The sequence below is a fragment of the Xenorhabdus miraniensis genome, from assembly GCF_002632615.1.
The window spans coordinates 1-13,372 of record NZ_NITZ01000045.1 but is presented as its reverse complement, the minus strand read 5'-3'; the positions used below and the strand labels follow the sequence as shown (position 1 = coordinate 13,372).

Below are 13,372 nucleotides of genomic sequence, written 5' to 3'. Positions count from 1 at the left end.
CCATAGCCTGTTCCACCTCGGAGCTGTTTTTGGGTGTGCACCAAAACTTTGCTCCTGGAACAGGCTTCTCGTCAACTTCTTATCCAGAATTCGGGTTAACTAAGTATTACTCATGTTCTTCATTTTCCTCTATTTCGTCAGGTTGTACCGAGCAAAAAATGACCCTAGCCATATCTAGCCATATCACGACAAACATCACATGTTACAATACCTTCATGAATCTCATTCATATCACCTCCATCATCCCCCTCTGAAAAATCAGACAGCCCACACAACGTTACTAAACCACTCAGCCAACCAGCTGGTAAGTGTTCTAAATTATCATCTTTGTATGTTATTACCCTTGCCATATTGACACCTATAATAAAAAATGGATTAAATGCCCCTGTTCAAGGGGCTACTTTTAACAATTCGAATTTGACATCCCACAGGTAGATGGGCATGTAATGTCAGCAGTTCTTGTTCTCAAATTTTGGCAGGTGATGGAATGTGGCACCACCCTTTATTTTGAGGAAGAGAAGAAAGTTATAATGACACAATATGGGCTACGGCTGTAGTATTAGATAGGCTCCCTTCTTACAAAGGAGGCCGTCACCATCATTTTCTAGCCGTGCATCAGATACTGAGACCACATAAGCTCAACGTAGGCCTCAGAGCACCCCTCCCACTCCACAGGGGGTGATAAGGGGCACACCGAGGTCATTTTCAGGCGTAGTATCGACCTTTGAGACATCAATGACGGTCATACTCAGCTCTCCTTCTCGCAATGAAATCGCGCAGGTAGCGAGCATTCGGGAAACCAAGGCTCCCCTGACTCATCAGGACATCATTCCAGTCAATTCCTTTCGCTCTGGGAGGGATCGGGAGTTTAGGCAGCAGAACGTACACACGAGTGCCGCGCTTCTCCAACTTGGCTTTCAGCATATTTGCTGACTTTTCACCAGTCACAGACTTATCTTTGTCAGCCCAGATCAGTACGGTATGAACACCTTCCGGAACCTCAAAGGACTCCATCAGGGTCGCATTGACCGTTGACCAAACCGGGATTTGAGTGACCCGATAAGCGGAAAGAGCTGTTTCCAACCCTTCTGCAACCCCCAGGATACCCTCAGTCGGTTCACCGAGGCGGATGGCCGCGCCATTGACGTCCAGACCTTCCGGAATGGGCACCATTTTCTTGGCGTTGCCGACCTTGGCTTTCTTACCGTTTTGGGTGAGATAGATGCGGTGGAGCGTTACCAGATTGCCCTCTATATCTCGGATAGCGCACACGATAGTCGGGAATTTCCCAACTTCGTTGCCATCTTCGTCATAGTAGGACATAGCCGGATTGAACCGCAGGCTGTCTGATTTTTCTACTTCATCAACCTTAAACAGGAGCTCGCGGTTTTTGAAGTACAGACGCATTGGCTCAGTCACATGACTGGAGAACGGCAAACACTCGTTCCATACCTTCTCAATTTTCTCACGGAAACGAGCACTGTAAGCGCGTTCACGCTCCATTCTTTTCTCCATTTCTTCCTGGAGCTCAAGCAGCCAAGGCTTGGGTTGTTCACGAAACATCGGAACAACCCCTTGCTCTGTTTGCACACCATATTCTTCAAGCAACTGGATGGTACGTTCGGTTGACAAGTGACGACCGGATTTATTGGTAGTACGCAATTTTAAGGCTGCGATCAGCTCGCAATAATGTTCTAACTCAGGTTGGGGCAGGACGCGGGGAATACCATGGTCGCACCGGTGAACCGAGCGTGGCTTAAGAGCAAAGTGAAGCGCCCGGTAAACCGTGGTAACGGAAACGCTGTACAGCTGCGCGATCGCCGCAATTTGTGTTGCTCGTTCCGGGCTTTTGGGCGGCAGGCGGTCTAGCCGTTGCCGTAATTGCAACAAGGAGTCGACAGGAATGGATTTACGCCGGCTGCCCATAGTTATCTAACACACGATAAACTGAGGCCCGGCCGATACCGAGTTGACGGGCAATCGCCGTGGCCCCCATTTTTTCAATCACATACAGGCGGTATACTTCTGCAGGATCAATGGATGATTTCCGTCCACGGTACACGCCACGCGCTTTTGCCGCCGCAATCCCTTCCAGCTGACGCTCACGGCGAAGGTTGGTTTCAAATTCAGCGAAGACACCCAGCATATCGAGGAAGGCTTTTCCGGCGGCCGTGCGTGTATCGACAGGTTGCTCTGTCGCCTTAAGGGTAATTCCCCGCTGATTTAAGGAATAAACAATATCCTGCAAGTCTTTGATGCTACGCGCCAGACGATCTATACGCGTGACAATAAGCGTATCGCCCGGACGCAAAAAATCCAGCAACAATTGCAGTTCATTCCGCCCATCCCGTCTGGTTCCGCTGGCTTTTTCGGCTCGGATGATTTCACAGCCGGCAGCACGAAGCATTTGTGACTGTAGGGCGAGATCCTGATCATTAGTTGATACGCGGGCATAGCCATAAAGTGCCATAATGGGGAAAGTGTCTCATTTATCTTTAGATGAATGAAACGTAGCATGTGGATGAGACAAAAACAACCCTAATAAGACACAAAATCTGTCTCATCGGATTGTCTTCTTGGGGTAGACCCAAGTGGGACGCCAAGTGCAGTAGTGGGGGGGAAATTTCATTTTCACTTAGTGTGGGTCGACAAAAGTTGATTGCGAGCCGCTACACTTATGGAGGCGGCTTAGCAGTTGACCTATCTAAACCAGAAGATGTCGTCTCAAACTTAGATAAGCTACCTCTTGAAATAGATCTGTTGATCAACAATGCAGGTGTTTATTTGGACAATCCTGCAGTGAAGAACTCGGAGGTGAATTCTCCAGCTATGTTTCAGACAACGCTAAATGTAAACCTAATTAGTCCTTTTTTCTTGGCTAATCACATTCTGGAGAACATGTTAGTTAATGATAAGGGGTTGATTGTGAATATAACCAGTGGACTGGGGCGGTTAGAAACCCCAAGATATGAATTTGGAAACTTCTACCGTACTTCGAAGCTGGCTCTCAATGGAATCACAATCTATCTTGCACAAAAGATAAACTCGGAAAGCACCAACAATGTAAAGGCGATATCTTATTGTCCAGGACTAGTTTGTACTGATATGGGACGCAGAGGAAAGTCTGTCGTTGCGGCTTCAAAGAGTCTGGTTGCCACGATAACAAACTTTGGTGATTTAAAGAACGGTTGTTTCTATCGAGAGGGTAAAGAATTGTCCTATGTGTCAAAGTGAAATTCGCACGAATAGTGGGAACAAAAACTTCAAGATTGCTGTGAAAACTGGTTTTCACCACAAAAAGGTTTTTGGTGGTCATGTAGAAAATGAGTCAATAGAACGGTTAATTTTGTTCGACAAATATCTAACCAGAAGTGGTTACTTTAAGAGAAAGTATTCACCAATTTTGGAGTACTCCACGACAGGTAATAGATTCGTTACACGGAAGTATGTTGATGGAGATCACTATAATTTTAGTACCAATCATCTTGAGGAATGCTTAGGTCTATTTGACGAGTTGTTGAAGGTGGACGTAATGTCTCCGCACAGCAGTGCAGTCAACGTTTGTAATGTAGGAGATTACATATCGGAATTAAGTATAGTGGAGCATCCAAAGCTGTCTAATTTAGTCGCAAGGGAACTTATAGAAAACCTCTTGAATTACTTGCAGGACAAAAGTTGTGAACTTAGCAGTCTATTGTCGATAAACCCCCACATTATTCACGGAGACATTCAGAGTCAAAACTTAGTTTTTAGTGAGGGAAAACTTGTTTCGGTCATAGACTGGGATGAGGTGAAGGCAGGTAGTTTTCCCTATGACATAGGAAAGTCATATTGGCAGCTCTGCAAAGTAGGACGGGGTAATTTTGAGTTATCTACTGTGCTAAGCAATGAGTACATAAGGCATTTTTTGAAACGTTTTACAGCTGAGCAGCTAAAACTAATCTTTTTGGTAGGTGCAACGTATTTTATTCCGAGTGTGCAGCAGGTTGCAAAGGTTAAGGAAAATGACAATCTACTCCACTGGTATATAGGGTGGGTAGCACATTTTTGGGGAGCGTTTCGCTCAAACATGAATCTAACAAGTAGGTTACTTAATAAATAGTATGAATATTGTTTTAAAGAAAAGCTCTAAAAGTGATGCTTGTCATCATGAGTTTGTTGAACGTAAGGGCGTTGGCCATCCTGATACTCTATCAGACTACATTGCAGAGACAGCATCACATAAGTATTCGAAGTACTGTATTTCGAAATTTGGAAAGGTCGCAAACCATTGGTTTGACAAAGTAATGATTATTGGTGGTGAGTCTGATATTTCGTATGGAGTTGGCAAGGTTTTAAAACCTTACACTGTAGTGTTTGCTGGGAAAGTAACTAACAAAGTTGGGTCATACAACATTCCCGTGAAACAGATTTTGCAGGAAGCCTGTTCAGAAATATTGGGTAAATATCTTACTGGCTTTGACTCTGAGCTGCACTTAGTCATTGAAAACAAGTTGGTCGACTATCAGGGAGCAGGCAGGAAGGCTAATCGCTATCAACCAGAATCTGAGAGCCAGTTACCAAGTATTAGTGACGTTTCTGAGCTTGTGTCAAATGATTGTAACTTAATCTCTGGCTACGCTCCATATAGTATTTTGGAAGGCATTGTTTTATTTGTAGAAAAGTATCTAACTAGCGCTGATTTCAAGGCAAAGCATCCCGACACTGGTTGACATAAAGGTCTTTGGTTCGCGTAAAGAGCAGGAATATAGAGTCATTGTCAATCTACCGTTCCTTGCGGCAAGTATTCGATCCAGGACTCATTATTTAGAAAGAAAGAGTTCTATCGCAGAAATTCTTCATAAGGAAATAACTAGGAATTTCTCTGATTTAGATGGGAATCGATTTGAACTAGATATAAATCCTCAGGACCGTGCTGGAGAACCGTACTTGACTGCATTAGGCTCTGCTGCAGATACAGGTGATGTAGGAGTTGTCGGGCGCGGGAATCGCCTAAATGGCCTGATAACACCGATGCGCCCGATGAGCATTGAAGCACCTTGTGGGAAAAATCCGATAGACCACACTGGGAAGATTTATGGCTACTTCTGTCATAAGTTGGCGAACCAGATCTATCAAGAGCTTGGCTCACCTTGTCAAGTTCATATCCAAACCTATAAAGGTAGTCCACTAAAGAAGCCAGATGATGTTCTTGTAATTATGGATTCTATTCCTGTTGACAACAATGCTGTCAAGAAATTGATCGAGACTGAGCTTTCTAACATTAGCAACTACATTAATGATTTTGTGACCACGAATGTAACTATGTGTTAAGGTGAACATGAAGAAAATATACTTAATTACGCACGGTGAAGCTACCCATGGTGTGAATAAACGTGTTGGAGGCTGGTTTGACTCTAGCCTCACTGAAAAAGGGCTTGAACAGGCACGACTGGTAAAGAAAAAACTGGTGGATTCAGGTGCTATCGATGATATCACAAAAGTCTATTCTTCGGACTTAAAACGTTGCCAGCAGACATCAAATGAGATTTTTTCAGGAACACAGCTACCTATAGTGTTTGATTCGCGATTGCGTGAAATGTCATTTGGGAAACATGAAGGAATGGACCAGGATGAACACAATAAACTCATTGTTCCAGCATCTCCGACAGGAGACCGAGAAAACCATAGGATATGTGAAGGGGCTGAGTCAAGGGGCGAGCTTTTTACCCGTGTAGAAAGTTTTATCCAAGATGTTTACGAAAAAAGCGATTCGTCGATTGCTGTAGTAACTCATGGCTTCTCTGCTTCCTTTGTTATTGCCGCATTCCAGAAACTCAAGCTTGACAGTAGTGGGTATGTTTCATACCGATTTGAGCAAGGGAAATACACAGTTCTCGTTGAGGATTATTTATTTAAGAATAGAACGTTGGCTTATCTCAATGTGTAACGAAACAATTAAAACATACCTTGTAGTTGGTGCAAACGAAGGGATTGGTCGGGCTATTGCTGATTTAATAGTCAGCAAGGGGCACAGACTAATAGCCTTTGATAAAAGCTACGACGAAATCCTAATTGAGCAGCATCCTAATGTAATAAAGGTCTGCTGTGATATCACTGACATTAGCTCGATTAGGAATGCAACCAGGATAGTTCGTGAAAAATGCGAGCAGCTAGACGGAATTGCAAATATAGCTGCTGATGTATACTTTGAAACTTTTTCCCGTGATTTCGAAGCGTGGGAGCGCTCGGTGATTGGCGGCCCAGCGGCATATTCGGTAATTGTTACTGAGCTAAGGAACCTGATGGGAACAGGTGCATCAATTGTAAATATGTCGTCAATCTCTGCTCATATTGCTCAAAAAGGGTATGGTACTTATTCGGCCTCAAAGGCTGCGGTTTCAGCATTGAGCAGAGCAATGGCCTTGGAGCTAGGTAGTAGTGGAATACGTGTTAATTCTATTAGTCCCGGAACTACATGGACTAAGAATAATGCCTATTACATAGGAGAAGAGTTCAACGTCGATCTAGAAGAAGCGAATCAACATCCTGAGCTAGGACAAATGCAGTTATTGGGTAGACTTGCAATGCCGAACGAGATTGCTGAGCCAATCTATTTTCTTTTGTCTGAGAAATCTAGCTTTATTACGGGGATCGACTTGATTGTGGATGGTGGATATACAACAAAATGAAGGTTTGGATAGTAGGAAGTCCCGGCTCCGGTAAGTCAACTATGTCAAGGAAAGTTGCCAGCGCTCTAGGCTGTAAGCACGTTGAATTGGATGCGATTGTATGGAATAAAGGTTGGACTAAATGTGATTTTTTGTCGGCAAATGCCGAAATCAACCAGTTGAACGAGAAACATAATTCAATTGTGTTCGATGGGGGGTATGATCAATTCCGCTCTACTCTCTATGAAGTCGTGGACGTGGTAATCCTAATGTCAGTCCCATTTCCTATATCTTTTTTTAGAGTACTTCGCAGATCAGTGAAACGAGTTCTCACTAAAGAGATGTTATGGAATGGAAACATTGAGACATTTGGAGGAATAACAAAAAAGGATGGGATGCTGCACTACGCATTTACTCAACGAAATAAGATTCGTAAAAAAAATAGAAGTATTTACAGTCATTTCGAAGGACGCAAGTTCATCGTGGCTAGTAAGTTAGATATATCGAACGTACTTGATGAACTATATGATAGATGACCTAATTTTGCCAGTTGAAAACTGGCCCAGTTACAAAGTACTGCATTATCCAGATGATGCTTTGATATCGAACTGCCCAGACGAGAATGAATTCGTATTAGTGCTTAAGCCCGAAAGTCTCACAGAACAAAAAAAGGCCGACTATGCCATTTCCTTGCTTAAAGAGCTATTAGTTCAGTATGGCGTTCAAGTCATGGGAATCTCGATGTTTGACAGCAGTTATGCGAAAAAACATAGGGTTTTCGAGAAACAGTACTCTACGCTGAACTTTTTGGCGAGGCGAGGTCTAGGTGAGGTTCCGTATGACTCTTCATTGCTAGAACCACATATCGAGGTGATGGGAGCGTACCGTTTTCTCTCAGAGCATGATTGGACTACAAAGCAACTTGAGGAGTTCTCTCACAGTAGAGACAACATTAAGCTAGGAAATGGTGCATATGTTACTTTGGTAGATGAGCTTGTAGAAAAACCAATATATGTGCTTAATCCATTTCATCCCTATCAATTGGAAAACTTCTACGCCGATGATAATCGATTTATGGTTTTTGCGTGTAGAAGGTAAACCTCCGGTGAACTCACCTTGCAAAACACCGTTAGTTTGTGCGGAGATTAATCAGGATGGGAAGGTATTGCTGCTGTATGGCAATAGTTCCTGTAGCCGGCTGTTCGGCCAGGTGGGTAATCGGGTCAAGACATCCCGTAACCAGATGAAGGGATCTAACTGATTGGCTTTGGCCGTCTCCAGCAGGCTCAGGATATCGGCCAGGCGTTGCCCCGCCCGCAGCGAACCCGCGAACAGCCAATTTTTTCGGCCCACCGCCACCGGTCTGATCGCATTCTCTGTCCGGTTATTGTCGATGGGCACAACGCCGTCATCCAGATAGGTCTGCAAGGCGGGCCACCGTTTCAGGGTATGGTCGATGGCCTTGCGGATACCGGAGTTAGGGATCGTACTTTGTTGTTTCAGTAACAGCCATTTCCTGAAGTCCTGCAACCGGGGTCGGGCATAACGCTGACGCCAGCGCCGTCGCTGTTCTGGCGGACGTGCCTGGATTAACCGCTCCAGTCTGTATAACTCGTGGATAGTCTCCAGTGCCACCGCCGCCAACGGACTCTGGTGGGATTCATACAGTTCAAAAAATTTCCGTCGGATATGCGCCCAGCAGCCGGCTTCCCGTCTGCCGTTTTCTTCGAACAAGGCCTGATAACCGGCATAACCATCCACAACCAGCGTGCCCTGCCAGCCTGCCAGTCTCGCCCTGGCATACCGTCCACTGCGGCCCGGCTGGCAGTCATACACCACCACCGGATGCCCGGCATCGGCGGCACTGACGTAGGTCCACAGATACCCTTTCTGGCTTTTTCCCTTTTCCGTATTGAGCAATAACAGCGGTGTCTCATCCGCCTGCAGCACTGCGTGGTGTAATAACGCCTGCCGGAGGGCGTCCGCCAGCGGTTTCAGCGCCGCGCCGACGGCGCCGAACCAGTCGGCCAGCGTACTGCCGGGAATATCGACGCCACTGCGCTGATAAATTTTCTGCGGGCGATAAAGCGGCAGGTGATCACACGCTTTTGCCAGCGTGATCTGAGCCAACAGCCCGGGGCCGGGCTGCCCTTTCTCGATCAGCTGAGGCGGCAACGATTTCGCGTGGACCGTTTCACAACACGGGCAGCTGTAGTGCGGCCGGATCGTGCGGTGAACCAGAAAACGAGCCGGCACATAATCCAGTCGCTCACTCACTTCGTCGCGTAAAAAACGCAGTGTCTGGCCGCAGTCAGGGCAGTGTTGATGGGGGAGTTCAAGACGGGTTTCCTGACGGGGCAGCGCAGGCGGTAAGGGGCGGCGTTTCGGGGAGCGCGGTGGCGCGTCACGATCGCCCGGCAACAAGGCCGTGAGCTGCTGTTCCAGATCGGCGGTATCGGCCGCCGTATCTTCGTCCGCCAACGTGCGTTGTTCGCCGTGGAACGCTTCCCGTTTACGCCCAAATCGCCAGCGCTGCGCCGCTTTCAGTGCTGCTTCCAGTACCTGGATGCGTTGTAATAGGGCGTGATTTTTGTCACGCTCATTTGATAAGTCCGTCAATAACCGCTGCGCGAGCTGGCGCAGGACATCCGGATCTTGTGTTATCAGGCTGGCGTTAATCTCCATGCCGACAGCATGGCATAACGCGCAAGCATAATCACGGGGCTGAATGAAACAACTGTGATCGCCATCACTCAGGTTTCCCAGCCGGATAACGGCAGCCCCGCCACCTGCTGCCAGTCGATCCCCTTAGTCAGCCAGGCGAACTGGGCGGCGGTGAGTGACCAGACGGTTTCGCCCTGGCGAGGCCAGGTAAAATGCCCCCGGTGTAGACGGCGTGTACAAAGCCAGACGCCGTGGCCATCCCACTGCAGCACTTTAATGCGCGAACGGGATTTATTGCAGAAGACCACTGCCGCGCCGGCTTCTCGGATCAGGTGCAAATGCCCGGCGGCGCGCTGTGTGAGGGTTTCGATGCCCTGACGCATATCCACAGGATCCCGGGCCAGCCAAATCGTTTTAGGGGTTAACATAACTTCAGCTCCGCCATAATCGCCGCCAGTTGGTCAGTCCGGCAGGTAATGGAGCAACGGGCCAGATTCAGGGTGACCATCGCCGTTGTGGAGAGCGGTGCTGACGTCACGATGGCGGGAATAAAGGAGGAAACCGGCGATTTATCCGGGGTGAGACGTGATTCATTGGCAATCCAGCGGGCGAGTGTTTTGGGGTTGAGATGGTGCAGTTGGGCATACTGTTTACGGGACAGCCCGCTGTCCCGCCAGTCGGCAATGTGTTGTTGCTGCTGTTCGCGGGGTGTGTAACGTAATGCGGGCATAGAAAACCTCGTTTCGGAAAGAACTGGGGGTTCAGCCTGCCGAAACGGAAACGCGCAAACAAGGTGAGTTCACCGGAGGTTTACAATTGAAACCCACCAAACGCCACTATTCCGCTGAATTTAAGCTGGAAGCGGTTCAACAAGTTATTCTCCATCAGCAGCGGGTTGTTAAGGTCGCCCACTCACTGGGAATTGATGCCAGCACCCTGGGAAAATGGGTTCGCCAATACCAGGCCGAAATGCAGGGAGTTACGCCTGTGGGCAAGGCACTGACGCCCGCACAACGCTAGATACAGGCATCAGAAAAACAGGTGAAACGCCTGGAAATGGAAAAAGAAATCCTAAAGCAGGCGGCCGTGCTGATGAGCGAGATGCGCCATGGCGCTATGCGTTGATCACACGGCTGAGTTCCCGATGGCCAATCACGGTATGCCAGGTGCTTCAGGTGTCACACAGTGCCTATTATGCCTGGCGACAACGCCCCATCGACACGGAACGGATGCAGTTACGCATTCGGGTGCGTGAACTGTATAACCGGTCACCTTTAAAATGAAAATGGCTATTACACAAAATCGGGTACAAGGTCGCCAGTGGATAAAAAATAGGATTTCATAATCTTGCTCTGGATTATTTAGGCGCTTACAATTGTTTCATATATTTTTTTCTTACCATGAAAACCGTTCAAGGCAGCGGTACTGCAATAAGCACCAAGATTATCACAATACAATACCCCCCGACTTTCACATATTCTTTTGATATTTTGATATAACCAAGCATGTCCAGTTGTGTGCAACTAGGGCCAAATACCTTACAAATTAATCCATCTGAACTATATTCAGAATCAGCATCACTATAAAATTCAAGTTCTGGTTCTTTTAATCGACGCAGCAAATAAAGCCCACCAATTTGAGAAACACCACAATTAATTACTACGTAAGGATTTGAAATATCAAGATTAAAGTCAAGAATAGCACAGCAAAGCCTGCCTGCACTTCCAATAATCGCCCTACCGCTTTCAAAGATTAAATCAACATTGGGAAGAGAACTTCCTGTAATCAATTTATTAATTGTAGAGCATAAAAAACTGTGGGGCACTTATGCGGTAAAGCAGTTAAAGCAGTCTAATCTGGCAACCTAAACCAGAGGGCTAACTTGGCGGAGAGCCACTTAACGGTATAAGTATTCATGGGTCATTAATAGGTAATAGCCCAGTTGAATTGCCCATTTTACAGACAAATAACTCAAGTGCCCCACAGTTTTTTATACTCTCTAGATACCTGCCGAGATAATCGCGCCCCCGATGCGGCGCTGGCCATACCCTATCGGAACGGGGTTGCCCTGTGCGATAGAGTTCACGGGACCACCAAAAGCATATGAGGGTTTATTGTCCGGATCTTCCCGTCGTGCCAGTCCGCCCGGCATGGGTGATAACATCTGCACCACGCCCCCCAGCATCATTCCGATACCGGACATCACCATTGGTGCCCCCCACGGGGTTGTCCACATAAACGCCCCGGCAACCACCATCACCGCACCGAGAATAGTCTGGAAAATACCCGCTTTTTTGCTGCCGATAATCATCGGGGCAATGCGGATATCGTCCTCACCGGAAAATGCCAGTTCATCCTGGCTGATATTGTGTTTGCCATTGAACACCGCAAAGGTTAACCCGCGCTCTCTGGCAGTCAGGAGAAACTTTTCAAAGCCGTCAATCAGGACAGATAATGCCCGGACAGCTTCCTGTGGTGAAGAGACTGCCAGTCGGTGCTCTCGCCCGAACAAAGCACCGAGTGCGCCGTATAAGCGTATTATTCGTAGTGTGTTCATGTCGTTACCTCCTGATACCTGACTGTTTTCATGGTTCTTTCCTGCCAATAACCACTATAAGACACGCGATTGCTAAGCTGCCCGTACATATGGTGTAACATCAATCCCTCGCCGATATACACCCCGGCATGATTAGGCTCATCGGCCTGCACCTGCATGATGATCACGTCACCTGTCTGTAATTCACCACTACACTCAACAAAACCCGCCGACGCATAGTTCGTCATATACAAGTTTTCGCCCCGGTTCCACCAGCCATCTGAGCGCGCGAAGTTGGGGATCTCAATACCACGCTCCAATTGATACCAGTCGCGCACAATGGAATAGCAGTCCCAAATGCCATGCACAAACGGGCGACCTAACAGGGGCTTGATACCCTCACTCGGTATCACTGTGCGAATATCCCCCTCCGGCCATGAGACGATCACCCACGGAACTTGTGACAGGTCACACTGGGCAATATCTAACTGACTGGGTTGTGTTGTCGCGTCCGGGTGACTGTGGACAATGGCGACAATCGTTCCTGCGTCTTCGGCGGCGGCGTAATCTTCGGGATGGAGGCTGAATTGTTCTGTCGGAGAAGGGGCGGTATTGCGGCAACGGATATATTGCTGCTTGCGACTATTTTGAATTACCAGACCACAGCATTCATTGGGGTATTCTGTTTGGGCGTGCTCTATGATGGATTGAATAATGTGTGGGCGCATGTAGGCTCCTCTATATAACAAAAAACCCGCCGAAGCAGGTTAAGTTATACTTAAATTAATTTCTTAGAATCGATAACCAACACCGATCATCCACGTACCAACCTTGAACTCACCGAGTTTTGCATATTCATATGATGCATCAATAGCCATATTTGGGATCGGGTTAACCTGTAAGCCAATACCGTAGGCGAGTTCAGTTTTACTTTCACTATATGAAAGTCCATTCACCCTGTTTTTGGCCTCCGCTTTACCATGAGCCGAACCAATTAAGCCATATGCACTTACATATTCATTGATACGGTACGCAGGGCCAGCGGTCAACGAGTAATAATCTAAATCAACAGTAGCCGTTTTGTATCCACCATAATAATATTCATATCCTTGGTGAGTGTATGCGAACGAACCGATCACACTCCAATCATTATCGAATTCATAACGATATTTGACGTTGAAGCCTTTTGGGTTTTCGTCTAGTTTATCGCCCGAAATCTTGACATGGCTCTGCGCATAGCCTGCTGAAATAGTGCTTTCGCCAGCGGCGTGTGCACTCATAGATAAAGCCGATACTCCTGCTACAACTAATGTTGCTAAAGCCAATTTTTTCATAAAAAACCTTAATGATTAAAAAAACACAAACAGTGTACAGAAATTATTTTTTTATCCTTTTGTGTTTCCTAGATAGTGTCGTCATAAAATATTTAACCAAAGAGCGAGACAACGAATCTGAACGGCAGCAAGAAATGAGGCACTCGTTTTGGCATAACGGGTCGCTATACCACGCCAACGTTTAAGAT

17 protein-coding genes and 2 pseudogenes are annotated in these 13,372 nt (G+C 46.9%); 8 read left to right on the top strand and 11 right to left on the bottom strand.

Annotation, left to right across the window (positions count from 1 at the left end; translation table 11 throughout):
- Window positions 1-164: 164 nt before the first annotated feature.
- From Xmir_RS21290 to Xmir_RS21275, 3 genes are all read right to left on the bottom strand, one after another.
- Window positions 165-350: a hypothetical protein gene (locus Xmir_RS21290; RefSeq protein ID WP_099116011.1), complete on the bottom strand. Its 186-nt coding sequence runs from the start codon at window positions 348-350 to the stop codon at window positions 165-167.
- A 382-nt stretch (window positions 351-732) separates the two neighbouring features.
- On the bottom strand, window positions 733-1,926 hold the full coding sequence (locus Xmir_RS29675; RefSeq protein WP_244171009.1) for a DUF7146 domain-containing protein: 1,194 nt from the start codon (window positions 1,924-1,926) through the stop codon (window positions 733-735).
- Complete coding sequence (locus Xmir_RS21275; protein ID WP_099116010.1) at window positions 1,910-2,470, bottom strand: recombinase family protein; 561 nt, start codon at window positions 2,468-2,470, stop codon at window positions 1,910-1,912. The genes Xmir_RS29675 and Xmir_RS21275 overlap by 17 nt, the downstream gene beginning before the upstream one ends.
- A 47-nt stretch (window positions 2,471-2,517) precedes the next feature.
- Between Xmir_RS21275 and Xmir_RS21270 the strand changes: the two genes are divergently transcribed.
- The 6 genes and pseudogenes from Xmir_RS21270 (at window position 2,518) to Xmir_RS21240 (ending at window position 7,748) form a co-directional block, all read left to right on the top strand.
- Entirely contained in the window at window positions 2,518-3,234 is a 717-nt protein-coding gene (locus Xmir_RS21270) for an SDR family NAD(P)-dependent oxidoreductase (protein WP_099116009.1), read from the top strand.
- Window positions 3,221-4,102, top strand: coding sequence for a phosphotransferase (locus Xmir_RS21265; protein ID WP_099116008.1), 882 nt, complete (start codon window positions 3,221-3,223; stop codon window positions 4,100-4,102). Before Xmir_RS21270 ends, Xmir_RS21265 begins: the two co-directional genes overlap by 14 nt.
- A gap of 1 nt (window position 4,103) precedes the next feature.
- Window positions 4,104-5,313, top strand: a pseudogene (locus Xmir_RS21260) (methionine adenosyltransferase).
- Between the two features lie 7 nt (window positions 5,314-5,320).
- The gene (locus tag Xmir_RS21255; protein WP_099116007.1) at window positions 5,321-5,929 is read left to right on the top strand and encodes a histidine phosphatase family protein; all 609 of its coding nucleotides are present in this window, start codon (window positions 5,321-5,323) and stop codon (window positions 5,927-5,929) included.
- Window positions 5,922-6,671 (top strand): SDR family NAD(P)-dependent oxidoreductase, encoded by a 750-nt coding sequence (locus Xmir_RS21250; protein ID WP_167386040.1) that lies wholly within the window; start codon window positions 5,922-5,924, stop codon window positions 6,669-6,671. Before Xmir_RS21255 ends, Xmir_RS21250 begins: the two co-directional genes overlap by 8 nt.
- A 504-nt stretch (window positions 6,672-7,175) precedes the next feature.
- Window positions 7,176-7,748, top strand: coding sequence for a hypothetical protein (locus tag Xmir_RS21240; protein ID WP_099116004.1), 573 nt, complete (start codon window positions 7,176-7,178; stop codon window positions 7,746-7,748).
- 51 nt (window positions 7,749-7,799) lie between these two features.
- On the opposite strand, the gene tnpC is transcribed toward Xmir_RS21240, so the two are convergent.
- The 3 genes from tnpC to tnpA all read right to left on the bottom strand — a co-directional run bounded on the left by tnpC (window position 7,800) and on the right by tnpA (window position 10,044).
- On the bottom strand, window positions 7,800-9,335 hold the full coding sequence (gene tnpC, locus Xmir_RS21235) for an IS66 family transposase (RefSeq protein ID WP_099116003.1): 1,536 nt from the start codon (window positions 9,333-9,335) through the stop codon (window positions 7,800-7,802).
- A 68-nt stretch (window positions 9,336-9,403) separates the two neighbouring features.
- Window positions 9,404-9,742: an IS66 family insertion sequence element accessory protein TnpB gene (gene tnpB / locus Xmir_RS21230; RefSeq protein ID WP_099116002.1), complete on the bottom strand. Its 339-nt coding sequence runs from the start codon at window positions 9,740-9,742 to the stop codon at window positions 9,404-9,406.
- Entirely contained in the window at window positions 9,736-10,044 is a 309-nt protein-coding gene (tnpA, locus tag Xmir_RS21225) for an IS66 family insertion sequence element accessory protein TnpA (protein ID WP_099116001.1), read from the bottom strand. The genes tnpB and tnpA overlap by 7 nt, the downstream gene beginning before the upstream one ends.
- Window positions 10,045-10,130: 86 nt before the next feature.
- On the opposite strand from tnpA, the gene Xmir_RS21220 reads away from it, so the two are divergent.
- Window positions 10,131-10,334, top strand: coding sequence for a transposase (locus Xmir_RS21220; RefSeq protein WP_167386039.1), 204 nt, complete (start codon window positions 10,131-10,133; stop codon window positions 10,332-10,334).
- The gene (locus Xmir_RS26020) at window positions 10,259-10,597 is read left to right on the top strand and encodes a hypothetical protein (protein WP_167386038.1); all 339 of its coding nucleotides are present in this window, start codon (window positions 10,259-10,261) and stop codon (window positions 10,595-10,597) included. The genes Xmir_RS21220 and Xmir_RS26020 overlap by 76 nt, the downstream gene beginning before the upstream one ends.
- 128 nt (window positions 10,598-10,725) lie before the next feature.
- Here the strand turns inward: Xmir_RS26020 and Xmir_RS21215 are convergent, their stop codons facing one another.
- The 5 genes and pseudogenes from Xmir_RS21215 to Xmir_RS21195 form a co-directional block, all read right to left on the bottom strand.
- A complete protein-coding gene (locus Xmir_RS21215; protein WP_145956943.1) occupies window positions 10,726-11,103 on the bottom strand; it encodes a type III PLP-dependent enzyme domain-containing protein in 378 nt (125 codons plus the stop codon).
- Window positions 11,104-11,313: 210 nt separating this feature from the next.
- Entirely contained in the window at window positions 11,314-11,871 is a 558-nt protein-coding gene (locus Xmir_RS21210) for a tail assembly protein (protein WP_099115998.1), read from the bottom strand.
- Window positions 11,868-12,578 (bottom strand): C40 family peptidase, encoded by a 711-nt coding sequence (locus Xmir_RS21205; protein WP_099115997.1) that lies wholly within the window; start codon window positions 12,576-12,578, stop codon window positions 11,868-11,870. The genes Xmir_RS21210 and Xmir_RS21205 overlap by 4 nt, the downstream gene beginning before the upstream one ends.
- 63 nt (window positions 12,579-12,641) lie before the next feature.
- Entirely contained in the window at window positions 12,642-13,184 is a 543-nt protein-coding gene (locus Xmir_RS21200; RefSeq protein WP_099115996.1) for an Ail/Lom family outer membrane beta-barrel protein, read from the bottom strand.
- A gap of 81 nt (window positions 13,185-13,265) precedes the next feature.
- Window positions 13,266-13,372, bottom strand: a pseudogene (locus Xmir_RS21195) (IS5/IS1182 family transposase); the annotation flags it as partial.